General features: G+C 38.1%; 22 protein-coding genes and 1 pseudogene. 19 read left to right on the top strand and 4 right to left on the bottom strand.

The features are described from left to right. Positions 1–9 precede the first annotated feature (9 nt). On the top strand, positions 10–1,209 hold the full coding sequence (locus tag QKW49_RS05145) for an OFA family MFS transporter (RefSeq protein ID WP_282866488.1): 1,200 nt from the start codon (positions 10–12) through the stop codon (positions 1,207–1,209). 80 nt (positions 1,210–1,289) lie between these two features. Further along, positions 1,290–1,742: a hypothetical protein gene (locus tag QKW49_RS05140; RefSeq protein WP_282866487.1), complete on the top strand. Its 453-nt coding sequence runs from the start codon at positions 1,290–1,292 to the stop codon at positions 1,740–1,742. Here QKW49_RS05140 and QKW49_RS05135 read toward each other — a convergent pair. Further along, positions 1,743–1,875 (bottom strand): annotated as a pseudogene (locus QKW49_RS05135) (NAD(P)H-dependent oxidoreductase); the annotation flags it as partial. A 147-nt stretch (positions 1,876–2,022) separates the two neighbouring features. Here QKW49_RS05135 and QKW49_RS05130 point away from each other — a divergent pair. Next, positions 2,023–2,715 (top strand): manganese catalase family protein, encoded by a 693-nt coding sequence (locus tag QKW49_RS05130; protein WP_282866486.1) that lies wholly within the window; start codon positions 2,023–2,025, stop codon positions 2,713–2,715. 280 nt (positions 2,716–2,995) lie between these two features. On the opposite strand, the gene QKW49_RS05125 is transcribed toward QKW49_RS05130, so the two are convergent. Continuing rightward, positions 2,996–3,658, bottom strand: a complete 663-nt coding sequence (locus tag QKW49_RS05125; protein WP_282866076.1) for a DUF4277 domain-containing protein — start codon at positions 3,656–3,658, stop codon at positions 2,996–2,998. Between the two features lie 282 nt (positions 3,659–3,940). Here QKW49_RS05125 and QKW49_RS05120 point away from each other — a divergent pair, with 282 nt between their 5' ends. The 6 genes from QKW49_RS05120 (at position 3,941) to QKW49_RS05095 (ending at position 10,715) form a co-directional block, all read left to right on the top strand. Next, positions 3,941–4,822 carry a LysR family transcriptional regulator gene (locus QKW49_RS05120; RefSeq protein ID WP_282866485.1) on the top strand — a complete coding sequence of 294 codons (882 nt, stop codon included), beginning with the start codon at positions 3,941–3,943 and terminating at the stop codon, positions 4,820–4,822. A 203-nt stretch (positions 4,823–5,025) separates the two neighbouring features. Beyond that, entirely contained in the window at positions 5,026–6,279 is a 1,254-nt protein-coding gene (locus QKW49_RS05115; RefSeq protein ID WP_282866483.1) for an aminotransferase class I/II-fold pyridoxal phosphate-dependent enzyme, read from the top strand. 24 nt (positions 6,280–6,303) lie between these two features. Next, positions 6,304–7,485, top strand: coding sequence for an enolase C-terminal domain-like protein (locus QKW49_RS05110; RefSeq protein ID WP_282866482.1), 1,182 nt, complete (start codon positions 6,304–6,306; stop codon positions 7,483–7,485). A gap of 393 nt (positions 7,486–7,878) precedes the next feature. Continuing rightward, a complete protein-coding gene (locus tag QKW49_RS05105; RefSeq protein WP_282866481.1) occupies positions 7,879–9,207 on the top strand; it encodes a gluconate:H+ symporter in 1,329 nt (442 codons plus the stop codon). Between the two features lie 240 nt (positions 9,208–9,447). After that, on the top strand, positions 9,448–10,470 hold the full coding sequence (locus QKW49_RS05100; protein WP_282866480.1) for an alpha-hydroxy-acid oxidizing protein: 1,023 nt from the start codon (positions 9,448–9,450) through the stop codon (positions 10,468–10,470). 26 nt (positions 10,471–10,496) lie between these two features. Next, positions 10,497–10,715, top strand: a complete 219-nt coding sequence (locus tag QKW49_RS05095; RefSeq protein ID WP_349239082.1) for an isocitrate/isopropylmalate family dehydrogenase — start codon at positions 10,497–10,499, stop codon at positions 10,713–10,715. Here the strand turns inward: QKW49_RS05095 and QKW49_RS05090 are convergent. Further along, the gene (locus QKW49_RS05090; protein ID WP_282866478.1) at positions 10,712–10,858 is read right to left on the bottom strand and encodes a DUF4372 domain-containing protein; all 147 of its coding nucleotides are present in this window, start codon (positions 10,856–10,858) and stop codon (positions 10,712–10,714) included. The two genes, QKW49_RS05095 and QKW49_RS05090, sit on opposite strands and share 4 nt — an antisense overlap. A 394-nt stretch (positions 10,859–11,252) precedes the next feature. Between QKW49_RS05090 and QKW49_RS05085 the strand changes: the two genes are divergently transcribed. The 5 genes from QKW49_RS05085 (at position 11,253) to QKW49_RS05065 (ending at position 17,708) form a co-directional block, all read left to right on the top strand. Next, positions 11,253–12,101 carry a MurR/RpiR family transcriptional regulator gene (locus QKW49_RS05085; protein WP_282866477.1) on the top strand — a complete coding sequence of 283 codons (849 nt, stop codon included), beginning with the start codon at positions 11,253–11,255 and terminating at the stop codon, positions 12,099–12,101. A gap of 153 nt (positions 12,102–12,254) precedes the next feature. Further along, positions 12,255–13,670, top strand: a complete 1,416-nt coding sequence (locus tag QKW49_RS05080) for a DUF4147 domain-containing protein (RefSeq protein WP_282866476.1) — start codon at positions 12,255–12,257, stop codon at positions 13,668–13,670. Further along, positions 13,671–14,960, top strand: a complete 1,290-nt coding sequence (locus QKW49_RS05075; RefSeq protein ID WP_282866475.1) for a phosphopyruvate hydratase — start codon at positions 13,671–13,673, stop codon at positions 14,958–14,960. Positions 14,961–14,993: 33 nt separating this feature from the next. Then, positions 14,994–16,442, top strand: a complete 1,449-nt coding sequence (locus tag QKW49_RS05070) for a YfcC family protein (RefSeq protein ID WP_282866474.1) — start codon at positions 14,994–14,996, stop codon at positions 16,440–16,442. Positions 16,443–16,541: 99 nt separating this feature from the next. Continuing rightward, positions 16,542–17,708 (top strand): mandelate racemase/muconate lactonizing enzyme family protein, encoded by a 1,167-nt coding sequence (locus QKW49_RS05065; protein WP_282866473.1) that lies wholly within the window; start codon positions 16,542–16,544, stop codon positions 17,706–17,708. 234 nt (positions 17,709–17,942) lie between these two features. Here the strand turns inward: QKW49_RS05065 and QKW49_RS05060 are convergent, their stop codons facing one another. After that, on the bottom strand, positions 17,943–18,656 hold the full coding sequence (locus QKW49_RS05060) for a GntR family transcriptional regulator (RefSeq protein ID WP_282866472.1): 714 nt from the start codon (positions 18,654–18,656) through the stop codon (positions 17,943–17,945). Positions 18,657–19,618: 962 nt separating this feature from the next. Between QKW49_RS05060 and QKW49_RS05055 the strand changes: the two genes are divergently transcribed. The 5 genes from QKW49_RS05055 (at position 19,619) to QKW49_RS05035 (ending at position 23,970) form a co-directional block, all read left to right on the top strand. Beyond that, positions 19,619–20,473, top strand: coding sequence for an amidohydrolase family protein (locus QKW49_RS05055; RefSeq protein ID WP_282866471.1), 855 nt, complete (start codon positions 19,619–19,621; stop codon positions 20,471–20,473). A 1-nt stretch (position 20,474) separates the two neighbouring features. Further along, positions 20,475–20,909 carry a secondary thiamine-phosphate synthase enzyme YjbQ gene (locus QKW49_RS05050; RefSeq protein ID WP_282866470.1) on the top strand — a complete coding sequence of 145 codons (435 nt, stop codon included), beginning with the start codon at positions 20,475–20,477 and terminating at the stop codon, positions 20,907–20,909. Between the two features lie 17 nt (positions 20,910–20,926). Further along, a complete protein-coding gene (frlD, locus tag QKW49_RS05045; protein WP_282868065.1) occupies positions 20,927–21,709 on the top strand; it encodes a fructoselysine 6-kinase in 783 nt (260 codons plus the stop codon). A 292-nt stretch (positions 21,710–22,001) separates the two neighbouring features. Continuing rightward, complete coding sequence (locus QKW49_RS05040) at positions 22,002–22,991, top strand: ABC transporter ATP-binding protein (RefSeq protein WP_282866469.1); 990 nt, start codon at positions 22,002–22,004, stop codon at positions 22,989–22,991. Continuing rightward, complete coding sequence (locus QKW49_RS05035; RefSeq protein ID WP_282866468.1) at positions 22,984–23,970, top strand: dipeptide ABC transporter ATP-binding protein; 987 nt, start codon at positions 22,984–22,986, stop codon at positions 23,968–23,970. Before QKW49_RS05040 ends, QKW49_RS05035 begins: the two co-directional genes overlap by 8 nt. The last annotated feature ends 2 nt before the right edge of the window (positions 23,971–23,972 follow it).

The following is a 23,972-nucleotide window of genomic DNA, read 5'->3' as shown; positions in this document are numbered from 1 at the left end:
ATCCTCGGTTTGCCACCGGTAAAAGGAAGATGGTTGTTTGTTATTCTCGGCATGCTTATGTTTATATGTTTAGGTACAATATATTCATGGAGTATTTTCCGAAAGCCTTTGGAACAATTATTTAACATAGGTGCTACTCAAAGTGGTTTGCCGTATATGGTGTTTTTGGTTATGTATGCAGGAGTAATGCCTTTTGCAGGTATCATGCTTGAAAAGCATGGACCTTCTAAGGTCATTGTTGGGGCAGGGATATTGGTTGGTTTAGGGTGGTACCTATCCGGGTATACAAGTAATATCCTAGCAATGGTGTTTACGTATGGAGTAATTGCAGGAGGAGGAGTGGGAGCCTCATATGGTGCAGTTATAGCAACTATTTCCAAATGGTTTCCCGACAAAAAGGGTTTCGCTACCGGATTAACCTTATTAGGATTTGGTTTATCCCCCTTTGTAACAGCACCTTTGGCGAGATGGCTTTTGGATTTTTGTGGACTGCTTGAAACGATGAAAATATTGGGTATCATGTTTTTATTTATTATTATCCTAACGGCACTGCCGTTTAAGTTTCCACAGGAATCATTCGTTAGCAAGATGGGTTTTGTAGATGGAAGTATAGCAATACCGGATATTGAAACAAAACAAATGTTTAAAGATAGTAGATATTATGCATTATGGATATGTTTTTCGATTGGTACATTTAATGGGTTGATGGCAGTGAGTATAGCCGGACCGGTTGGCGAAGAGATGGTTGCTTTAGGCCCGGATAGTACAGCTGTGATGATTTCATTATTTGCTATTTTTAATGGTGTTGGAAGGCCATTGTTTGGATGGCTTACCGATGTTCAAGGGCCTGTCAAAACTTCATTAGCATCCTTTGTAATTATTATTCTATCCGCTATTTTATTAGTAGGCATGAAGGAAAACGCGACCATTTTGTATGGGATTACTTTTTCTTTATTGTGGTTAGTTTTAGGAGGGTGGTTAGCGATAGCGCCTGCTGCAACGGCAGAATTTTTTGGGCAAAAGTATTATACTAAAAATTATGGGTTTGTTTTTACGGCATATGGAGTAGGCGCTATGGGAGGTGCCCTTATTTCAGGAGAGCTTCGTGATATTTTCGGTACTTATATATATGTTTTTTATCCTATGATGATTTCAGCATGTTTAGGAATCATTATTGCATTCTTTTTTCTCAGGACAGTCAAAAAATAGTTTGAGTGCAGTGAAATTATCTAAAATACTGTAACAGCAAAAGCATTGACGGGAACATTTATGATAGACCGGAAGTGAGAGTGTATGGAGAAGACGGCAGGAATTATATAAGAAAGACACAAGATAAGTATGATGTTATCTTTTTATCTCTTGTTATGACCAGCACGTCACAAGGTGCAGGATATGCATTATCGGAGAATTACATCTGTACCATTGAAGCTATGCAGGATTATTTAGCACACTTGAATGAGGATGGTAAGCTTGCGTTCTTAGCTCATGACCAGGAGGACTTGGGCAAAATTGTAGCAACTGCCATCCTTGCGTTAAAAAACAGAGGGATCCCGGTAAAAGACGCACCGAAGTATATTGCGATATTCAGGAAAAATATGCCTCAAGCCCAGCACGGTGGTGAGCATATCCATAATCCTATGGTAATTATTAAAAATCAGCCGTTTACTGAACAGCAAAGCAAAGAATTGGCTCAGAGTGCATATGAAAATGGTAATCTTCCCTTGTTTACTCCACATGTATAATGTAATTCCAACCACACAAATATAATCAATGTATGCTTTTAAAATAGCAGGAATACTCAAATTCCACATGGGCTCTGCAAATTACATATTTATCAGTTTCAACAAATTGGTATGCGTATTTTAGAATATAGTTTGCAATGGTTATTCATCCATACTTATATCATTATCTGTCTCTGAGGATTAGTTCTATAATTTAATCCATTACTGTGCATACTAAAAAAGAGTGTAGGTATGTAAATATAAAAATAACTGATTGTAAAAACAAAAAGGAGATGAACTTATGTTCAAACATGAAAAGCAGTTATTACATGATGTCAGAGTTGATGGACCTAATCCAAACTATGCCGCTATGCTGCAGGAACAGCTTGGGGGGCCGCAAGGCGAACTCAAAGCAGCAATGCAGTACCTTTCACAGAGCTTCCGCATTAAGGACCCTGCAATAAAAGATGTATTCCTTGATATAGCTTCAGAAGAATTAAGCCATATGGAAATGGTAGCAACCACAATAAATATGCTGAACGGTCATGATCTGGATGCGCAAAATACAACGGTAGGCAATATTGAAGCCCATGTATTAACCGGACTTGCTCCAATGCTGACAAACGCATCAGGACAGCTCTGGACAGCGGCCTATGTGAATGAAACCGGTGATTTAGCGGCAGATATACTTTCCAACATTGCTGCAGAACAAAGGGCAAAAGTGGTATATGAGTATCTTCACAGGCAGATAAATGATAAAGGGGTCAGAGAAACTATTGACTTTCTATTGAATAGGGAGGAAGCTCATAACACCTTATTCAGAGAAGCTTTCAATAAAATTCAAGACAGTGGATCGCAAAAAGACTGGGGGATAACAAAAGATTCCAAACTGTATTTTGACTTATCGACCCCGGGTAAATTTTTTGATGTAAACAATCCTCAACCTGCAAGTTTTAACAATCCGGACCAGCAGCAAAATCAGACCCAACATTAAGATCAATAATATAATTGCACATATGCCTGGAATGTGATTTCCAGGCTTTGTTTTTGAAGTAACTTACATTCAGCATGAATAAATTACCACTACCCTTTTATGTTGCGTAGCGATATATCAACTTGCTAATGAGCATGATTACGGTCAGAATTAGTGGATTTACCATAGCTTACGTAAAAAAAGCGCGCTGAACCAAGGTATACCACTAACTCCGGCAACCCAATATATCCCTTTTATTAATAATACATTTTCGAGATTACTATGGATGTCGTGTTAACTGTCATTCTAAGAATTCTTCAATGTCTATGTCTAGCAGTTCCAGCACTGTTGTTACAGTTAATTGTTGGTGTTCGCTATAAAACCCATAACTGTAGGTATCTTCTTGTTCTTTGACAAAGTATGCTTTTTCTAAAGCTTCAAGCACATATTTGATGGTAGGGTTTTCAAGCTTCTTGTTATTCCAGCCAATACGTGGAAGCTCCTCTTCTGATTCATTGATACTTTTACGAATCTTGTACTGAACAATTGCACGAATCAGAAGTGAGATGTTCATGAGCATGACCAAGGCATTAATTCGCTCTAATGCACGTGCGATGGAATAGTCATTTAAGTGTTCTGGCATAACCCCTTTGCCAAACAATGCTTCAGTATCATAACCGGCAAATGCCCGCTTGATCCTGTAAAGTGGGGCTCGTACCTGCATAAATGTTGCCAATATCACGGCCTTAGCTAAATTACCGGGAGACACTTTCCAATGACTTTCATCCCATTCAACACTACCATCTATGAATTCAACAAAACCAATGAGTTTTAAAAACTTGTTTGCAAGCAGTAAAGCAAAAGGAAGGATCAAAGGTTGCTCTACTTTTGCCGGATGCAGTATAGTAATTTTACGCTTTTTATTTCTTTTGTGTTTATGTGACTTCTTTGAAGCTTTTGCCATACGAATCACTCCTATAATTTTGTATATAAAAGAGATTCGCCAAAAGTTCTAAATTCCATTCAAGTTTACATAAATAATGCATGGTAATTTATTCATGCTGAATGTGAGTTAAATAGGATAAATTAGGATTTTTAAGTTTGTTCTTAAGTATATTCAAAAAGATTAAAAAGTATAGTAAAGTTTGATGTTTAAAATAAAGTGGTATAATTTGATGAGATATGATAAGATTCTTTAAAGCTTTAGAATAAATCTTAACAATTGATGAGATTGGAGTGTATAGAAATGAGAATAATACAACTACAGTATTTCCAAGCTATATGTAAAAATGGTAGTATATCAAAAGCCTCAAAAGAATTACATGTTTCTCAACCTTCTATAACTACATCAATGAAAGAATTGGAAGCGGAAATCGGAGTGAATTTATTCCAGAGAGTGAATAAAAGATTAGACTTAACAAGTGAAGGTGAATTCTTCCTAAAGAGAGTAAACCAAATTCTAGATGATATTAACGCCTTGATGGAAGAGATGCATGATTTAGTAGGGAAAAGAAATCATATTAAACTAGGAATTCCACTTCAAGTGGGCGCTTATTTTTTGCCGATTATTATGAATAAGTTTCAAGAAGTTTATCCGGAAATTGAACTTGAACTAATTGAAGGTGGCGCAATAAATACAATGAAAATGGTTTTAGAAGAACAATTGGATATGGCTATTGCTGCTATAGATGTTGAAAGTGATAATATACATTGGGAGACATTATTTCAAACAGAAATCTGTTTTTGTATTAGTGCGGAAAATCCAATTGCTAAAAGAGAGTGTATATCACTTATGGAAGCATGTAAAGAACCTCTGGTTTTATTTCCTTATACTTTTTATACAAGTAAAAGGCTGCAAAAGCGATGCAATCAACAATCCATTGTACCTTTAGTAAAGTTATTTACAGATCAACTGCACACAATTAAAAATCTTGTTAGAAATGCGGGGTTAGCTACTTTTTTGCTAAGAGAAGCAGTAAAATATGATGAAGATATTGTCAGTATTTCACTAGATAAGCCCATGTTCGCAACAATCGGCATGCTAACAAAAAAAGGAAAACATTTATATAAAGATTCTTATAAACTTATAAAATTTATGAAAGATGAATATAGCAATAAAGCAAAGTAGCAATATTAAAAAATAGGTAGTGGTTGATTAATCACTATTTTTTTATTCAATTCTGAAGCTTAATATGCTAGGACAGATGCTGTGATGAAAATTATATAGTTCCATACTATATGCATATAGAAGATCCGTATTTTACATCTGAGTATCTCACGTTATAGAATATAGATACAGGCAGGGAGGTAAAGGGAAAGAGGTGAAAAGGAATGGAGATGAAATACTTGACCCTGGCAGAGCATGCGGTCAGGGAGTATGCTCCTGACAAAATCTATATGGCAAACCAGATAGCAAAAAGGGCGGCAGCATTGTATGGAGAAGACAAAGTAATAAATTCTACCTTAGGAGAATGTATGGATGATAACGGCAAATTGATGATCCTTCCAACTGTGGAAAATTTGCTGAGAAACATGAGCATAGAGGATATGTGCAGTTACGCACCCATCGCAGGATTGGCGGAATTTAATAAAGCGGTTCAAGTTTCTCTGTTTGGGAAAGAAGTCAGCGATCATTTTGTAGAGTCTGTTGCGACACCAGGTAGTTGTGGAGCATTGCGGCATGCTGTATGGAATTTTTTAGACGATGGGGAAGCAGTTATTACCACGAACTGGAATTGGGGGCCATATAAAGGGATTTGTGAAGAGCATAACCGAAGACTGGAAACTTTTGAAATGTTTAACGAATATGATTCTTTCAATCTTAAAGGTCTCGATGATAAGATAGATGAGTTGGCACATGAGCAAAATCATATTCTCATCATTTTAAATACACCCGCACATAATCCTACCGGCTATTCAATGACAAAAATTGAAATGGATAATGTTGTGGAAATAATTAAAAAACATGCGCGAAATTCCACTAAAAAAATTACATTATGCCTGGATGTCTCTTATATTGACTTTGATGGTACTTTTGAAGAAAGCAGAGAAATATTCGATTCAATTTCAGAAATGCCTGAAAATGTAATGGTAATTGTTGCTTTTAGTATGTCAAAAAGCTATACAATATGCGGTATGCGTTGTGGCGCTCTCGTTTGTTTGGCTCATACAGAGGAAGCCATGCGAATGTTTAAACAGGCGATGGCGTTTTCGTCAAGATCTGTTTGGTCCAATACCGTTCGGAGTGCACAAAAGCTATTGATAGATATTTGTTTAAATTCAGAGAAAAAAACAAGTGCTGATATGGAGCGAAATCTTTTTAAAGAGATAATCGCCGCAAGAAGTAGAGCTTTTTTGGAAGAAGCAGAACAGTGTGGACTTAAATGCTGCCCTTATAAAAGTGGATTCTTCATTGCAGTTCCTTGCAAGAATTCAGATTTAATAGCAGAGAAATTAAAGGAAAAGCATGTATATATTGTAGCAATGCCTTATGGAATTCGTTTTTCACTCTGTGCCGTAACAAAAGATAAGTGTCGTAGAACACCTAAAATCATCAAAGAAGTGTTAAATAATAATGCTCTTTAAGAGTTAAATAGGAGGAAAAGAAATATGAAAATTGTAGACATTAAATATTGTGATATGCGATTCAGCGGAAATGTACGCAACTCCGTCATTGATTTTAGTCAAATGACCACAACCGCTGTTGCTATTGTTACCGATATTATACGTGACGGAAAACCGATTATAGGCTGGGGATTCAATTCTGCGGGGCGTTATGGGCAAAGCGGAATTATCAGCAGTAGGTTAGCGCCGCGTATTATGAAAGCAGAAGCCGCAGAACTGCTCAGTGATGAAGGAACTAATTTTTCACCCGACAAGATATTTAAAGTAATGATGAAAAATGAAAAGCCGGGAGGACATGGCGATCGCGCTCATGCTGTCGGTGCAATTGATATGGCAGTCTGGGATTTAGTTTCAAAAATTGAAGAAAAGCCGCTATGGAAGTACTTGAGTGAAACATATGGAGATGGCACATATAGTGATAAAGTATTTTGCTATGCAGCTGGAGGGTATTATTCAGATGAGTCTTTTTCGGAAGAAAAACGGCTTCAAATTCTTAAAAATGAAATGAAATCATACCTCGATGAGGGGTTTACTACAGTAAAAATGAAAGTAGGCGGAGCATCTCTTGCTGAAGATATGAAAAGACTGGAAGCGGTAATTTCAGTTTCCGGAAATGGTTCTGTTACATCGGTTGATGCAAATGGAAAATTTGATTTGAAGACTGCACTAGCATATGCAGAGACGATGAAACCCTACAACATCATGTGGTTTGAAGAACCGGGAGATCCCAATGATTACTTATTACATGCAGTATTAGCTGATCAGTATTCCTGTCCAATTGCAATTGGAGAGAATTTGTTTTCAGAACAAGATATCAAAAACATGATATTATATGGACATTTAAGATCTCAGATTGACTACCTTCAGATGGATGCTAATTTGGCATATGGAGCTACCGGTTTTATCAAAATAATGAAGGTAATTAAAGAGATGGGATGGGATGCTCAACGAATTTATCCGCATGGAGGAAATTTGTTATGCTTACATTTGAGCGCTGCATTTAAACTGGGTGGGAGCGAGTGTTATCCAGGTGTTTTTCAGCCATTCGGAGGATTTGGAGATAGCACAAGGATAGAGAATGGATATGCATCTCTACCTATGGAATGTGGAATTGGAATTGAGCAAAAACAATCGTTGTATCAAGTAATGAAGCAGTTAATGATATAGATAGAGTAGTCTCATAAAGCAGATAAAGTTTTTCCTTGATAGAAAAATTGAAACATAAACCAAGCAAGACAGTCAGGTCTTTTCTTTGTATTTCTTGATTTTCCAGCATTTTGAGTCTAAGCTTTTTCCGATAAGTAAAATGAATCATATCATCTTGTAGCATATATATCCATAATATTAATTATGTAAAAATATCAATTATATCTATTATGGGATAATGTGCGAAAGATAAAACGATTGAAAACATAAATGCAAATAATGGTTATTTCATTAGATATATTTTAACTGTTATTTAATAAAAAGCAGGAGGTGACATCACTACGCGAATACATTAAACCAAAACTCCTGGAATTTCCGAGAGTGAGCTAAAAAAATTAAGGGGGAAAATGTTTTATGCCAATTGAAATCGTTTTTTTGTTTGGGATTGCGATTATTCTTTTTTTGACTTTTAAAATGAAGGTCAACGCTTTTGTAGCTCTAATGGCAGCAGCTTTGGCAATGGGTTTGCTGGCTGGTATGCAACCTGTTGAAGTTGTTAATAACATGACAACCGGTTTTTCAAAAACTATTAAGAATATCGGCATTATCATTATCTTTGGCATTATGCTGGGGAATTATCTGGAGGCATCAAAAGGAACAACAAAGCTTGCATTAGGTACGGTGAGAATGGTTGGAGAAAAAAAATCCAGTTTCGCAATGGCTGTTGCAGGATATATAGTGTCTATTCCGGTTTTCAGTGACGCAGGATTTATTATACTTGCGCCATTGGTTAAAGCAATTGCAAAAAAAGCAAAAATAGCACGTGCCGTATTGGCAGTTTCTCTTTCGGCGGGATTGCTGGCAACTCATGTATATGTTCCGCCGACACCAGGGCCATTATCAGCTGCCGGTATGCTGGGAATAGATATCGGACGTGCCATTCTTTATGGAAGTTTTGCAGCTATTTTAATGACTGCAGGTGGCTGGTTGTTTGCAGAACTTTATCTTAGAAGCAAACCGGATAGTTTTTACACATATCAGGATGGAGTAGATACAAATGATAGTGTGGATTTAAACGATACGGATCTTCCTGCTATGTTTGCGGCAATTATGCCACTGCTGCTGCCAATTTTGCTTATTATATCAAATACAACTGCCAAAATGATTCTGCCGAAAGAATCTCCGGTCTTGGCAATTACTAGTTTTATCGGCGATGCTAATATCGCGCTTATATGTGGAACGGTACTTGCAATTATACTGCTTGGTAAACGTATCGGCAAAAAACAGGTTTTACATGTTATGGATAGTTCGTTAAAGGATGCAGGAACCATTATTTTTATAACAGCAGCTGGTGGAGCACTTGGAGAAATTCTGAAAGTATCCGGTGCTGGTGCCAGTCTTGCAAATATGGTTGCTAATTTAGGAATACCATTTATCTTAATACCGTTTTTTATTGCTGCAGTATTTACAGTGGTACAGGGATCAGGAACGGTAGCAGTTGTCACTGCTGCTACGCTGGCAGCACCTATAGGCGCTCAATTGGGAATTGATCCAATTTTAATTTTCCTTGCATCGGGAGCTGGTGCTAGAGCCCCTATGCATGTCAATTGCAGCTACTTTTGGGTATATGCGAATTACATGGGATTTGATACGAAAACGGCTTTGAAAACATTAACGCTGTCTAATATGTTTATGGCATTGGGAGGCTTAGTGGCAACATTTATTGTGAGCTTATGGGTATAAGTAGAGTTTTTAGCAATTTGACACGGGAATTTGAGCTATAGAAAAAATATGTCAGATTCTCAAAGGCAAATTATCGCAGATTATTTAACAGATATAGGAAGAGCGCAAAGAGGATCTTCCTATATTTGTTATTTAATTTATATAAATAAAGAAAACTAGACAATCATCTATTCGGAATATATTAGTTTTTTGAAGGGAGTTGTTAGAATCTATATAAAAGAAGAAAAGGAGATGAAGTTAATGACATATCAAGAAATGAGAGAAAATGCTAAAAAGAATATGGCACCTAATTGTAGGGTATGCAAGGAGTGCAATGGAATTGTTTGTAAGGGAGAGATTCCGGGCGTAGGAGCGAAAGGAAACGGTAACGGATTTACTATATGCATCGATTTCCTGTCTTCTGTTAAAATTAAAATGGATACAATCTATAAAAATGAAGGTCAGAATACTACAATCTCGCTGTTCGGCAGGTCATTTCAGTATCCAATTTTTGCAGCTCCAGTAGCAGGAATGAAACTTAATTATAATGGCGCACTTACGGAAGCTGAATATGATGCAGCAGTTGTATTTGGAACAAATAAAGCTGGTTGTGCGGCATTTACTGGAGACGGACCGCAAGAGGATATTTTTCTCAATAGTCTTCCGATTATTAAAGCAGCAAACGGTATTGCTGTACCTACAATTAAACCATGGAAGAATGAAAAAGTATTGGATCAAGTTAAAATGATTGAAGAGACTAAAGCTATGGCATTCGCTATGGACATTGATTCGGCAGGGTTACTAAACTTAGCTCTGATGGGTAAGCCGGTTTCGTCAAAAAGTGTAGAAGAACTTTCTGAAATATCCTCAATGACGAAGATTCCTTTTATTGTAAAAGGTGTTATGACTGCCTCCAGTGCAGAAAAAGCTTTAAAATCAGGTGCATATGGTATTGTTGTATCTTCACATGGAGGAAGGGTGCTTGCAGATACTCCGGCAACCTGTGCCATGCTTCCTGAAATCAGAAAAATGGTAGGAGATAAATTGAAAATTTTTGTAGATGGCGGTATTCGAACTGGTGCTGATGTATTCAAAGCAATAGCATTAGGGGCAGATGCAGTTTTGATTGGAAGGCCGTATGCGATAGCGGCATTTGGTGGCGGTGAGGAGGGTGCCGAGCTTTATACTAAAAAGATCGGTGCAGAGTTAATAGAGACTATGATTATGACAGGTTGTAAAACTCTTAAAGATATAACATTTGAAAAAATTATTATGAAAAATTAAAATTAAAGATTTATAGGAGAATCATTATGAGTTACAATATAGCAGTTGTAAAAGGTGATGGCATTGGTCCGGAAATAATAGAGCAAGGATTAAGGGTGTTAAGTAAAATAGGAGAAAAATTTGGTCATGTTTTCAACTACACAGAAGTTTTGGTGGGAGGAGCTGCCATTGATAAGCTTGGTGTTTCTTTCATCAAGAAATGGCTGAATCAACCTCTAAGGCTTTCTTCTTTACCGATTAACTAAGCATAAAGCAGCGTATTAAATTGCCGAAGAGCAGTAAACTTCTTGGTTTCGTGATCGGTATTTGTTTCGGCAATGGCTCTTTCCAATAAATTCTTTGGTGAAAAGCCTTTTAAAGTTTCAAAAACTGTAGTACAATTATTCATGTTCGTTGGCTCCTTTGCTAATAAATGTAGTTGCTTGCCAGCTACTATATTTATTAGCAGAGGGGCCTTCTTTAATTCTACAGGTAAATATTACATTTAATTTTTTTAAAAAGTTTTATGCAACACTAATGAGCACAGGAAATTGTAAATAGACGTGTCTAAATTATAAAGTCAGTTAATGAATTTAGGTTGTTTCACTACATTGGTAAAAATGTATTAAATAGTACAATTTTGTACATCGTTTTTTTCATAACTAAGATTCTTTGATTGCAGCTCTTAATTTTTGGGCAGTTTTACTAGTTATAATAGTATTGATTAGTGATCTATTACAAAAAAACAGCATATTATTGACAACAAAAATGTACTATGAGATACTTTTTATGGAGGGGAAATAATGAAGGATTTAGTAAAAGAAATTAACAATTCTTATGCGAAAATGACAAAATCTCAAAAGCGTGTGGCAAAATATATTCTAGATAATCTGGGTGAGATTGCGTTTGACACACTGTATGAACTTGCAGCAAAAATCGGAGTCAGTACAACAACTGTTATACGTTTCACAAGAGTGCTGTCATACAATGGATTTACTGATTTTCAAGAGAATATTCAAAATAATATAAAGGGAAACATCAGTTTACCGGAGCGCATACGTACCATAACGGTTTCTGAAAAAGAGTTACGTCGACTAGATGTATATTTTAAGAAGGAAATAGAAGGAATTGAAAAAACTATTTTAACCTTATCTGAAAACAAACTTGAAAAGGCTTTTGAGATGATTCTGGAAGCTCAAAACGTATATGTTATGGGACTCCGCACTTGTTTTGCGCCAGCCTTTCTATTTTGCACCATACTTCGACAGATTAAATTAAATGCGCATCTTATCCAAGGGATTGCGAGCACATATCCTGAAGAGATAGTTCGGATTGGCCGCCATGATGTGTGTATTTTGTTTGCCTATCCACGTTTTATTCAAGAAAGTCTGCGACTGGCCATTCGTATTCGCAAGCAGGGGGGGAGAGTGATTTTGTTTACAGGTCCTTCGCACGCCCAGCTTGAACAATTTGCAGATCTGGTTATACTAACGGATTCATCCGGTGTAGGATTCAAAGATTCTTTTGTACCGCTTTTTTGTCTTATTAATTATATGATTCACGAAATTGCCGAAAGGGAAAAGGATAATTCCCTCAAGGTAAGCTCCAAAATTGAAGACATATTAAACGAGGGGTATTTCTACCGTTTCTGAAATAAATTAAAGATTGTAAAAACCGGTTTTTTACATATAAACCCACCCATATAAAATTCACGTAATTATACAATGGAATAATTGGACGGTCCGATCAGCCGTCTTTCATTCCGAGCCCGAGAAGTTTATACATAATTTTGGAGGTGCTAATTAATGCAGTATATCAAAAACGATGTTGAACTGATTTCTCACGGTGATGTATCTTCTAAAAAAATGATCCTTCAACTGTTGGAGTTTTTGTGGAAAGAGATTGACTCCTACAACATAATCAAAGGCATGATGCACGTCTCGGGGAATAGTCTAATCATCGGAAACAGACAGTGGGATCTTTCAAGAAAGAAAAACATTTACTTGTTCGGCGCAGGTAAAGCATGCAATGCAATGGCAATGGCTGTAGACGAAGTGCTTGGAGACAGCCTGAAAAAAGGAATCATATCGGTTAAGATTGCAGAACCAAAAGATCATTATCGGCGTATAAAGGCATATGTAGGCGGACATCCTCTGCCAAATGCCGAAGGAATGAAGGCCGCAAAAGAAATTCTTCAGATGATTGATAACTGCGAGCCGGAAGATTTATTCATATCGGTAATCAGCGGAGGGAGTTCCGCTTTATTGACATGTCCGGTTGACGGAATCAGTCTGGAAGATGAGATCAGGGCACAGGATGTGCTTTTACGTGCTGGCGCAAATATTCTTGAAATTAACGCGGTGCGAAGGCATATATCTAAGACAAACGGCGGCCGGCTGGCGCAGCGTATAAGGGCCCGGGGTGCCGAATTGATCAACATTATAGTCAGTGATGCAGTCGGCGCTTTGCCACTAGTTGATAGAAATGAACCTGTCGAATTTTCCGGTACCCCTATTGCACCGGATGAAACAACCATTGAAGATGCATTTGCATGTATCCAGAATTACGCGCTTACCGACCGAATCCCGAAATCAATCCTTGATTACCTTTCCGGCAAGGGCTCAGATATTGAAACGCCTAAGACACTGGATAATAAGGTGACTCATTTTGTGTTAAACGATGTCCCGGATTCATGTGAGGCTGCTCTTCAGATTGCCGCGAGGATGGGTGTGCCCTCAATGGTCTTTTCTACCTTTATTGAAGGAGAAAGCCGTGAGGCAGGAATCTTTTTTGGCTCGCTTGCCCGCGAGATACAATCAAACAAACGCCCAATTGCACCGCCATGTTTTGTCTTCTGTTCCGGGGAAACAACAACCAAAGTTGACGATGCCGCCACAGGCCGAGGAGGCCCTGGCCATGAGATGGCACTCGGGTTCGCTTTGGAAGCCCGGTATACTGACGGCGCCGCACTCGCTTCTGTTGACACTGAAGGAACAGACGGAACCACCCGCTTCGCAGGCGGAATTTGTGATTCCAAAACCTTTGACGAGATCCGGCAAGCTGGCCAGAATATTTATGATGTATTACGGAAGCATGATGCGGGAGGCGTTTTGGAACAGCTTGGCAATGCGATTTTAACTGGAAACACAGGTACAAATCTTTGTGATTTTAACGTAATGTATGTACCTGGACTACAAGAAAAGCAAAAGGAGACTTGGTAAATGTACGCAAATAAAATTAGTAGTGTTAAGGCGCGTCAGTTAATCGACTGCAATGGCCGCCCCGTGATTGAAGTAGATGTTATCACAGAAGATGGATCTCTCGGACGTTCCGGCGCATCCACAGGCACGTCGGTAGGGAAAAATGAATCGGTTGTGCTGCGCGATGGAGATCCAAAACTTTTTGCCGGGTTAAGTGTTTTTAAAGCAATTGAAAATATAAAAGAATACATAGAACCAGCTCTTGTTGGCATGGATGTTACCGATCAAAAAGGGATTGACCAAAGGCTTCTCGAACTTGATGGTACTCCCAATAAGGAAAAACTGGGGGGCAATACAATTAACGCAGCATCTTTTGCGGCTGCTCGTGCCGGCGCCGCCTATACAAGGCAGCCGTTTTATAGGTATATGGCATTGGGAGAGATCAAAACTCACTTTGCACCGGCACTTAATCTGATTAATGGCGGTACCTATTATGGCATTACGCAGCCGTTCCAAGAGTTTATGCTGATTCCGAGAAATGTGGATACTTTTATGGAAGCTGTCCAAGTTGGAGTAGAGGTATTCTATAAGGTAGGCGAGTTAATCGAAAAGTATCGCAAACAACCTGCCATAACTGGGAATTACTGCGGCTATGGTGCTCCTTCTGACGACCCATCCGTTATCTTTGATATTCTTATGGAAGCAGTTGCACAGACTGGTTATCAAAATAAAGCATGTTTTGCCATGGACTGCGCCGCCAGCGAATTTTACGATGAGCAAAAAGGCCTTTATTTATATCGTGGCAAATATGCGGATCGGGATGAAATCATAACGATATTGTCGGGCTTATGTACAAAGTATCCTATCGGATTTGTCGAAGACGCACTTGAGGAGGAGGATTTTGAAGGGTTCCGCCTGGCTTCCCAGAGGATAGAGGCTGCCGTTATCGGTGACGATTTCCTTTGCACAAGTATTGAACGCGCAAAAAAGGCGGTAAATATTGGCGCAGTTAAAGGGATGATTGTGAAGCCTAATCAGGTAGGGACTTTGACGGAGACATTGGATACCGTACAATTTATGAAGGATAATGGTCTTTTAATTGTAGCCTCCGGCCGAGCGGGCGGCGTTTTGGACGATCCTACGACAGATCTTGCTGTTGCCGTTGGAGCTCAGATGTTGAAAACCGGTGCACCTAGAAGCGGCGAACGAGTGATTTCATTAAACGATGGTATTCGTATCGAAGAAGAACTCGATTTTAAGGTTAAGCCTTTTAACGTGTCTGTTCTCGAAGGTTTTTCTAGGTTTGATTAAAAATTTAATGGACAAAGATTTAGGAGGATTATTATGGATAACAAAACCGCTGTTACAGCTGTTACAAATGAAAAAAGGAAAATGAATCTTCCACATATCTATGCGCTGGCTTTTATATTTATCGTAATCATGGGGGGGCTCACCTGGGTTATTCCAAGCGGCCAATATGACCGTAGGGATGTCACCGTGGGTTCCAGCACCAAGTCGGTTCCTGTGGACGGAACTTATCACTCAGTTCAAAAGGTTACTAAAGACGGCGATACCCGTCAGGGTATATTTGATATTCTAATGGCGCCTACAAGAGGTGTTCAAAAATCCGCAGATGTTGTTGCATTTGTTTTATTGTTGGGCGGTGCTTTTCAGATTCTGAATAAGACCGGTGCAATTACGGCAGGCATGAAACGCGCTATAAAAAAGTTTGGTAATAAAGGGGCATTTATTATACCGTTCTCCATGCTGCTATTTGGCGTTGGCGGAACAATGACAGGAATGGCGGAAGAACTGATTCCATTTTATTTAATCTTTATGCCTCTCATGTTTAATTTAGGTTACGATTCCATGACTACCTTCCTTATTGTATTTTTAGGTTCCGGCATTGGCGTTGCGGCGGGTACGGTAAATCCTTTTAATGTCCTGATTGCGCAGGGCGTTGCCGGTATTGCGGGTAACCCTCAGTTATTCTTCCGTTTCCTCCAATTTATCTTTCTTGAAGCATTGGCAATTCTTTTTGTGCTTCGATATGCTAAAAAAGTAAAAGAAAACCCACTTTCCTCAATAACTTATAAGACCGATTTAACCTGGCGGGAAGAAATCGTTAGTGCAGAATCGTCTGAAGAAGAATTTACAGTACGTCAAAAACTGGTATTGCTTTCTTTTGGCTTCTGCATGGTATTAATGGTATATGGCTTAGTGAAATTCGGCTGGTATATGGATGAATTATCCGCTGTATTTATTGCGATGGGATTGTTGACCGGTATTTTAGGCGGATTGAAGGTAAACGAAATGGCCCGCGAATTTGTAAAGGGAATGGGTGATTTTGTCTATGCCGGTCTGATTATCGGTGTTAGCCGGGGCATTCTGTATATGGCGGAAAGCGGTATGATTATCGATACAATTCTGCATACGCTCACTGGATTTTTACATACGGTTCCAAGTGCTTTGTTTATTACTGCCATGTATCTTATCGAGGGTCTTATAAGCATTGTTGTTCCGACCACTTCCGGTGTTGCATCACTTACTATGCCTATTCTGGCACCACTAACCGAATTACTAAAACTGAATCCCGAGGGTGCCGTTACCTGCTTCCAGTATGCAAACAAGTTTACGCTTATGCTGAGCCCGACCGCCCCCGTTACCGTCGCTGGGATTGCCATTTGCCGTCTTTCTTTCCAGCAATGGTGGAAAATTATTTGGAAGTTTATGCTTTTAATAGTTATAATAACAATAGGGTTTGCAGTTATATCTAGTATGTTAACTGTGTGATAATGCAAGCATTCGCCAACAAAACGGGATCCGCCTCTGAATAATGGGCGGCATCCGTTTTGATAAAAATTACATATATACAAAATAGGAGGATCAAAAATGAAAGTTAGGGAAGCAAACATATATGTCGTTGACACAGGCAGTTTCAGGCCGGTTGTTGTAGAACTGGTTACCGATGAAGGTATTGCCGGCATAGGCGAGGGCGCGGTCGGATTCGGATGCGGGTGCAATGGCGCAGCTGCAATGGCGGCAGATCTTGCCGAAAGCTTTGTTATTGGCCGGGATCCGTCAAGAATATCTGATATCTGGAATGATTTTTATTACAATACATTCTGGGGAAAAGGTGGAGGCCCTATTTTTTACGCCGCTGTCAGCGCGTTGGAGATGGCATTGTGGGATATTAAAGGCAAAAAACTTGGGGTGCCGGTTTACGAGCTGCTAGGCGGAAAACAGAGGGACAAGATACGGGTTTATGCAAATGACTGGTCGGACGGCTCCTATTTTGATAAACCTCATGAGTTTGCGGAACGTGCCGTTGAAGTTGTGGCGGATGGGTTCGACGCGATTAAACTTTATCCGATGAGTCCTTATGTTGCTGAAAATGATCACAACGCTAATTTTCATCTCAAAAACCGTTATGTTACACGTGAATATGAAGAGCGTACAATAAATATAGTAAAAGCTGTTCGTGAGGCTATCGGCTATGGCATTGACCTGATGGTAGATGTGACGGCAGAAGGTACTACGGATGTCATGACCCGAATCGGTCAGTCCATTGAGGAGTTCCGTCCTTTCTGGTATGAAGAGCCGATTGATGCTTTTGATGTGGATGCATATCGTGTTCTTAAGAATAAAGTAAATATACCGATTGCAACCGGAGAGAGACTATATACTAGATACGGATTCCGTCGAATCATTGAACAGCGGTGTGTTGATATCGTCCAGCCGGATGCGGGTACATGCGGCGGCATTTTAGAATCGTGGAGAATTGCTGCTGCCGCAGAAACATCTAATATGCGATATGCCCCCCATAACTGCGGAGGACCTGTTCTTACAGCGGCATCAGTGCAGCTTGCCGCGTGTACCTCGAATTTTGTTATTCAGGAGGTGTTCCCGTACCGGCCTGATATCCATTACGATATCGTAACGGAGGCGCTTGAAAAGAAAATATCGAATGGAACTATTACAGTTCCGACGATACCCGGATTGGGAGTGGATTTAAATCATACAGTAGTCGATCGTTTTCGCGTTGCGCAGATTTCATAAAACCATTACCGTTATAATGCGGTTCCTCTGGATTTATCTCCATCCCCCAGAAATATTCGTAGTGTGATTTGACCTTAGCAAATTGAGAGTATTTGCTTAAAAGATGATAATTTTCATGACTTTTCGAATAGTCTCACCAAAACGAAAGGGATTCCGTCGATTTGATGGAACCCCTTTTTTATTTATTAGGGAATTGCTCCTTTGCCCGCATGAAGCGAACCTTAATTAAAACATTTATACAATAAGCTTAAATTTATCTCCTACAATAAATTGCTTAGAACGATGTGTTTTTGCACCATTAATGTCACGAGGTATACTGCTAATGCATAAAAGAGGATAGCCTTTAGAAACATTTAGATATTTTGCAAGTTCATAGCTGGCAAACACAATTTCAATTGTTTTGTCCGACCTGTCAAAGATAACATTATACTTATTTCTTAGAAGTTCAAATAAAGAGCAGTTGTTTAAGTCTTCATGCAGTAGATAAGAAAATTGCTCAGGAAAACGATGACTATCTAATGAAACAGGAATAGAATCTGCATAACGGATTCGCTCAATTACAATAATTTTTGCGCCGAGTTCTAAATCAAGTTCTGCAGTATCAATATCGTTGGCATCTTCAATAACCGATTTAATGACTTTTGCCCCCGGTTTACAATTCCAATCACGGCACATTTCAGTAAAGCTACGCATACCATTAACGGATCTTTGCAATTTTTCCGTAGATACAAAGGTACCTTTGCCTTGCTTGCGCACCAGATAATTATCTCTAGTAAGTTCCTCTAGGGCATTTCTAACGGTAATTCTGCTAACATTATATGTCTTGCTAAGATGCAGTTCGGTAGGTATGCGCTCTCCTGCTTTAAATACGCCATTTTCAATAGCTTTTGCTAAAATGTCTTTTAATTGTTTATATAATGGACGGGAATTAGCAGTATCTAGTTCCATTAAAATTCCTCCTGTAATATTACCCAATATAAGTATTATAATACGATATCATACAAGTAAATGCAAGCATTAAATCTCATATTTTGCCTGGAGGGCTGATGGGATATACAACATGTTTATCAATAGGAATATAATTGTGTGAAATATTTGTTATATATTGTATTATCAATAACAATAGATAATTAATGTTGCATATGCATAAACAGATAATCCTGTCAACGAAAATATAGACAATATGATTATCGGTTGTTTTATTGGTTAATCAATATTTTATCAGAAAACAATGATTTATATTTGTTATTTCTGCTTGTTATTTCTGTTTGTTATTTTTATATCAAAATTTTAAAAGAATAAAAAATTATTATATGTTTTAAGAAACGACTATGACAATCCTGAAAAAATGTAATAACAATATAATACAAAATATAATTAGAGGTATTGTAAAAGATTAACAAAAATGATAAAAAATAAAAAAATATTAAGCCAAACAGTTGCTAATTTCGGAGTATAATGATATTATGAATGCATAGTAGTACATAACAATTATAACAAATATAGAATTATCAAAATAAAAGTGTATTACATATCAGGATAAAACCATTGATTTGTAATAACAACTATAGGGGGGATTTACATGGATATAAAAAAATTATTGAGGAAATTAATTAGCAAAATGCAAGACAACATCCACTTACAACTCGCAGATATATGTGGAAAGTGAAGTATTACGGTTTATCAAATATTGTATTTTTCAAATATGACAGAGACTTCGGATGAGGTCGCACGAGTTAATGATTGTAATAAATTTACTATATTTGTTTCTATTATGATTCCTATTATTACAATGAATGCTGTAGCCACAGTGGTATTTTCTTCTCTATTTGGTTACGTATATATGGTCAATTCGCTACTTTTCAATATTACATGATTGATTTACAGTATAAAGAAAGGTGGAAACTATCATGGTTATCGATACACATGTACACCCGGCACTTTTCGCAGATATTTGCGAAGATAGAGAACGCTTTGACCAAAGATGTGATGAGTTGAGTTTTCATTTGATGAAGCCGGCTGGATTAGATTTGCTTGATGTGCAAAATGCTTTTGCTAAAATTGATAAAATGGTACTTTTACCTCAAGATTGTTCAGTAGAATGCGGTAGAGCAGTGATTTCCAATGAAGAAATTAAAAAACTTGTCAACTTAAAACCTGATGCTTTCATAGGCTTTGCATCAGTAGATCCAAGAAGCAAGGATGCTGTAGAGAAACTAGAATATGCATTTGAAATCTTGAAACTAGGTGGTTTAAAGCTGAATCCCGCAAAATTAAGAATTTATCCGGGGGATGAAATCATGAAACCACTTTATAAAAAATGTATGGAATACAATAAGCCTGTGATTTTTCATGCCGGTCTGTCATGGGAACCAAATACGCTTAGCAAATATGCTCAACCGGTAAACTTCGAAGAAGTAGCTGTTGAATCCCCGGAATTGAGAATGTGTCTATCCCATTTCGGCTGGCCTTGGGTAAAAGAAACAGTTATGCTTTTAATCAAATTCCCCAATGTTTATACTGATACTGCTTGTGCATATCTGGATTCTCCGTCACAGTTCTTTGATTACATATTTCATCAAGAATTTGGTCAATATTGGTTAGAACACAACTTTGCGGAAAAAGTGATGTTTGGATCAAATTCGCCAAGGTTTCGTCCTGTCCGGATTCTTCACGGATTAAATTCTATACAAATGAAAGATAGAACAAGACAGTTGGTTTATGGTGAAAATGCAATCAAATTTTTAGGTATGGAGGACAGATGATATGATTACTAAATTAATAACTGTTCCTATAAGGGCTCAGAAATCCGATGTGGAACTCATTAAAATTACGGATAGGGTAAAACAAGGTGTGAAAGAATCGGGTATTACAAATGGTATAGTGTTTGTAATCACAGCACATACAACAACCGGCATTACCGTAAATGAAAGCCTGCCATGTGTTGAAGCAGATATTGTGGATAATATGGAACGTTTAATACCTGCTGACCATCCTTATAACCATAACCACTTCTTACATTCTTACGGTACCATTGGAGGAAATACGCCGGGACACCTTAAAGCAATGCTGACAGGTAATCATTGTGCTTATCCTGTACAGGATGGTGAGGTTGTATTTGGTGATGCGCAGGATATATACTTTGCAGAGTATGACGGCATTAAAAACAGAAAATATTTCATATATATGATGGGCGTATAGCTGGAGAGGTGTATGTGATGAAGACTATTGCAGTAGGAGATAATTGTTGTGATATCTATTTGAATCTTAACAGATTTTATCCCACAGGTAACGCAATTGATTTTGCCGTAAATCTTAAAAAACTGGGTGGAGACATATCTGTACTGACTATTTTCGGTAATGATGCATTTGCCGAATCCGTAAGGCAATTGTTGAAGAAATATCAGATTGATTTTTCCATGAGCAAATCTGCTAACAGACAGTCTGCGGAAGCGGTGATGAATATTGTGAATGGAGACAGAATTCATCTATCCTACACAGAGCATGTCCTATCTGACTTCTATTTGGATGAAGAGGATATTGAATATATAAAACAATTTGATGTGATTTATTCCGAAAAAAGATCTAAAATCGGTTTATATGCAAAAAAAATAAAAAATGACAATAACATCATGGTCCATGATTTTTCTTGTAGATTGGAAGATCAGTCCAATAATGAAATTATTCCGTATATGGACTATGCATTTTTTTCCTATAGAAAAGATGATGATTATATCAGAAGTTTTTTAAAAAAAGCAAGGAACAAAGGTGCTAAAGTGGTTATAGCAATGCTTGGTGAAGATGGAAGTATGGCTTATGACGGTGAAAATTATTACAGAGAAACGGCTCAAAAGGTAAAGGTGTTAAATACGGTCGGTGCGGGCGATTCCTACATTGCCGGATTTATCTATGGCGCTATGCAAGGGGAACCTATTGAGCAATGTATGAAACGAGGCAAAGAAACTGCCACTCAAATTATTCAGAGATTTGAACCGTATTAAGGAGGAGGGGTCATGAAATTATTTTTATATTTTTTTGACCCGGATAAGGCAATGATGAACTGTATCAAATGGTTTGAAAATAGAATTTAAGATTGGTGATATATGTATTTATATAAGCCTCATAAAAACATGATCTCAAGATGTAATATACTGTAATCCGTTATAGGGCAGTAGGTAAGATTTATCTCCTTTTAAAACCTGTAAAAATACGTACCACATTGAAAACAGTATAATTGATCAATTGATCTTATTAATTCATCCCCAATAATGTGTTGTATGGAAGGAGGTTTTTATGGATAAAGTGCTTTTGGAAATAAGCGGTCTCAAAACAGAATTTGTTGTAGAGAAAAAGTCGTTTGCTGCAGTCAATGATGTCAGTTTTAAGATAAAACAAGGAGAGATTTTGGGGGTGGTAGGTGAAAGTGGAAGCGGTAAATCTTTGACATCTCTTTCTATTATGCAATTACTTCCACGCAATGGAAAAATTTCTAAGGGTAGGATTCTTTTTGAAGGAAGGAACTTGTTAAATCTAAAAAAGAGAGATATGTGTGCCATTCGAGGTAAACAGATTTCTATGATATTCCAAGATCCTATGATTGCTTTGGATCCCGTGTACAGATGCGGAGAACAGATTGCAGAAACAATCCGTTTTCATGAAAAAATATCTCAACAAGAAGCATTTAACAGATCTATCGAATTACTGAATCAGGTAGGGATTCCTCATCCTAAAAGCTATATCAATGCTTATCCACATCAGCTTTCTGGTGGCATGTGCCAAAGGATAATGATTGCAATCGCACTTTCTTGCAAACCTAAGCTGTTAATTGCTGACGAACCCACAACTGCATTGGATGTTACGGTTCAAGCCCAAATTTTGGAGTTGTTGAAAAAACTTCGCGATGAAACGCATATGAGCATTATGTTTATTACGCATGATCTTGGTGTGATTGCAGATATTGCGGACCACGTAGCGGTGATGTATGCAGGTGAGATTATGGAAGCGGGAAATGTAAAAACAATATTTAAAAATCCGAGTCATCCGTATACAAGAGGATTAATGATGTCAGTGCCAAGATTAAATGAAGAAAAAGATAGTGTGCTCTACAGCATCAATGGTACGGTGCCGAGTATTTATGCAATGCCTGAGGGATGCCATTTTCGTACACGGTGCCCTTATGCAGATGAAACCTGCATAATACATCCGACACGGAAAAAAATTGGTGAAAATCATTGGATATCCTGCAATAAGGCGGAAGGTGAGGAGGTGATGATGAATGAGTGATACGCTTCTTGAAGTAAAAAACGTAAAGAAATATTTTAAGTTGAAGTCAGGTATTTTTTCAAGGAGAAGAGGCTGGGTGAAGGCAGTAGACGATGTCAGTTTTTCCGTGAAGAAGGGAGAAACCTTTGGACTTGTAGGAGAATCCGGTTGCGGGAAGAGTACAGTTTCAAGGGTTATACTGCGTTTAACCCAAGCAAACAGCGGACAGATAATATTTGACGGAGAAGACATACTGAAATTGTCAAATAAAGAGATGAGAGAAAAACGTCGGCTAATGCAAATGGTTTTTCAAAAGCCTTTTGAATCGTTAAATCCGCGAGTGACAATTGGCGATATTATTGGAAGTCCATTTGAAATACATAAAGCAGCAAGCAGAAAGGAAAAGAAAAGAAAAGTGCAGGAATTGCTGGCATATGTAGGATTGGAGCCACGGTATATCAATCGCTATCCTCACGAATTTTCAGGGGGACAGCGGCAGCGTATAGGTATTGCCCGAGCAATTGCACTTAGACCCAAACTTATTATTTGTGATGAACCGATTTCTGCACTGGATGTTTCTATTCAGGCGCAGATTTTAAATCTTCTTAAGGACATGCAAAAGGATTTTGGACTTTCCTATATTTTTATATCGCACAACCTTTCGGTTGTAAAATATATGAGTAATCGCATTGCGGTGATGTATATGGGGAAAATCGTTGAGATTGCCTCGAAAGAAGAACTGTATAAGAATAATAAACACCCGTATACAAAAGCACTTTTATCAGCAATTCCAATACCTGATATTGATATCAAAAAAGAACGTATACTCCTAAAAGGTGACCTTCCGTCACCCATAAATCCTCCTGAGGGATGCCGCTTCAGAACACGGTGTGAATATGCGATGCGTATTTGTGCTCAGTCTTATCCGGCACTTATGGATGTTGGAAACAACCACTTTGTAGCATGTCACTTATATCATGAAGCCATAAAATCCGGTTGAAA

Origin of the sequence: Petroclostridium sp. X23 (assembly GCF_030013905.1) — a bacterium.
Taxonomy (GTDB): domain Bacteria; phylum Bacillota; class Clostridia; order SK-Y3; family SK-Y3; genus X23.
The sequence above is the reverse complement of the archived record's forward strand: the minus strand, read 5'-3'. Positions and strand labels throughout refer to the sequence as shown.

Bases quoted from the DNA above. Each gene is read 5' to 3' on its own strand.
- QKW49_RS05130 (WP_282866486.1), top strand. From the start codon at position 2,023: ATGTTCAAACATGAAAAGCAGTTATTACATGATGTCAGAGTTGATGGA.
- QKW49_RS05125 (WP_282866076.1), bottom strand. From the start codon at position 3,658: ATGGCAAAAGCTTCAAAGAAGTCACATAAACACAAAAGAAATAAAAAG.
- QKW49_RS05120 (WP_282866485.1), top strand. From the start codon at position 3,941: ATGAGAATAATACAACTACAGTATTTCCAAGCTATATGTAAAAATGGT.
- QKW49_RS05115 (WP_282866483.1), top strand. From the start codon at position 5,026: ATGGAGATGAAATACTTGACCCTGGCAGAGCATGCGGTCAGGGAGTAT.
- QKW49_RS05110 (WP_282866482.1), top strand. From the start codon at position 6,304: ATGAAAATTGTAGACATTAAATATTGTGATATGCGATTCAGCGGAAAT.
- QKW49_RS05105 (WP_282866481.1), top strand. From the start codon at position 7,879: ATGCCAATTGAAATCGTTTTTTTGTTTGGGATTGCGATTATTCTTTTT.
- QKW49_RS05100 (WP_282866480.1), top strand. From the start codon at position 9,448: ATGACATATCAAGAAATGAGAGAAAATGCTAAAAAGAATATGGCACCT.
- QKW49_RS05095 (WP_349239082.1), top strand. From the start codon at position 10,497: ATGAGTTACAATATAGCAGTTGTAAAAGGTGATGGCATTGGTCCGGAA.
- QKW49_RS05090 (WP_282866478.1), bottom strand. From the start codon at position 10,858: ATGAATAATTGTACTACAGTTTTTGAAACTTTAAAAGGCTTTTCACCA.
- QKW49_RS05085 (WP_282866477.1), top strand. From the start codon at position 11,253: ATGAAGGATTTAGTAAAAGAAATTAACAATTCTTATGCGAAAATGACA.
- QKW49_RS05080 (WP_282866476.1), top strand. From the start codon at position 12,255: ATGCAGTATATCAAAAACGATGTTGAACTGATTTCTCACGGTGATGTA.
- QKW49_RS05075 (WP_282866475.1), top strand. From the start codon at position 13,671: ATGTACGCAAATAAAATTAGTAGTGTTAAGGCGCGTCAGTTAATCGAC.
- QKW49_RS05070 (WP_282866474.1), top strand. From the start codon at position 14,994: ATGGATAACAAAACCGCTGTTACAGCTGTTACAAATGAAAAAAGGAAA.
- QKW49_RS05065 (WP_282866473.1), top strand. From the start codon at position 16,542: ATGAAAGTTAGGGAAGCAAACATATATGTCGTTGACACAGGCAGTTTC.
- QKW49_RS05060 (WP_282866472.1), bottom strand. From the start codon at position 18,656: ATGGAACTAGATACTGCTAATTCCCGTCCATTATATAAACAATTAAAA.
- QKW49_RS05055 (WP_282866471.1), top strand. From the start codon at position 19,619: ATGGTTATCGATACACATGTACACCCGGCACTTTTCGCAGATATTTGC.
- QKW49_RS05050 (WP_282866470.1), top strand. From the start codon at position 20,475: ATGATTACTAAATTAATAACTGTTCCTATAAGGGCTCAGAAATCCGAT.
- frlD (WP_282868065.1), top strand. From the start codon at position 20,927: ATGAAGACTATTGCAGTAGGAGATAATTGTTGTGATATCTATTTGAAT.
- QKW49_RS05040 (WP_282866469.1), top strand. From the start codon at position 22,002: ATGGATAAAGTGCTTTTGGAAATAAGCGGTCTCAAAACAGAATTTGTT.
- QKW49_RS05035 (WP_282866468.1), top strand. From the start codon at position 22,984: ATGAGTGATACGCTTCTTGAAGTAAAAAACGTAAAGAAATATTTTAAG.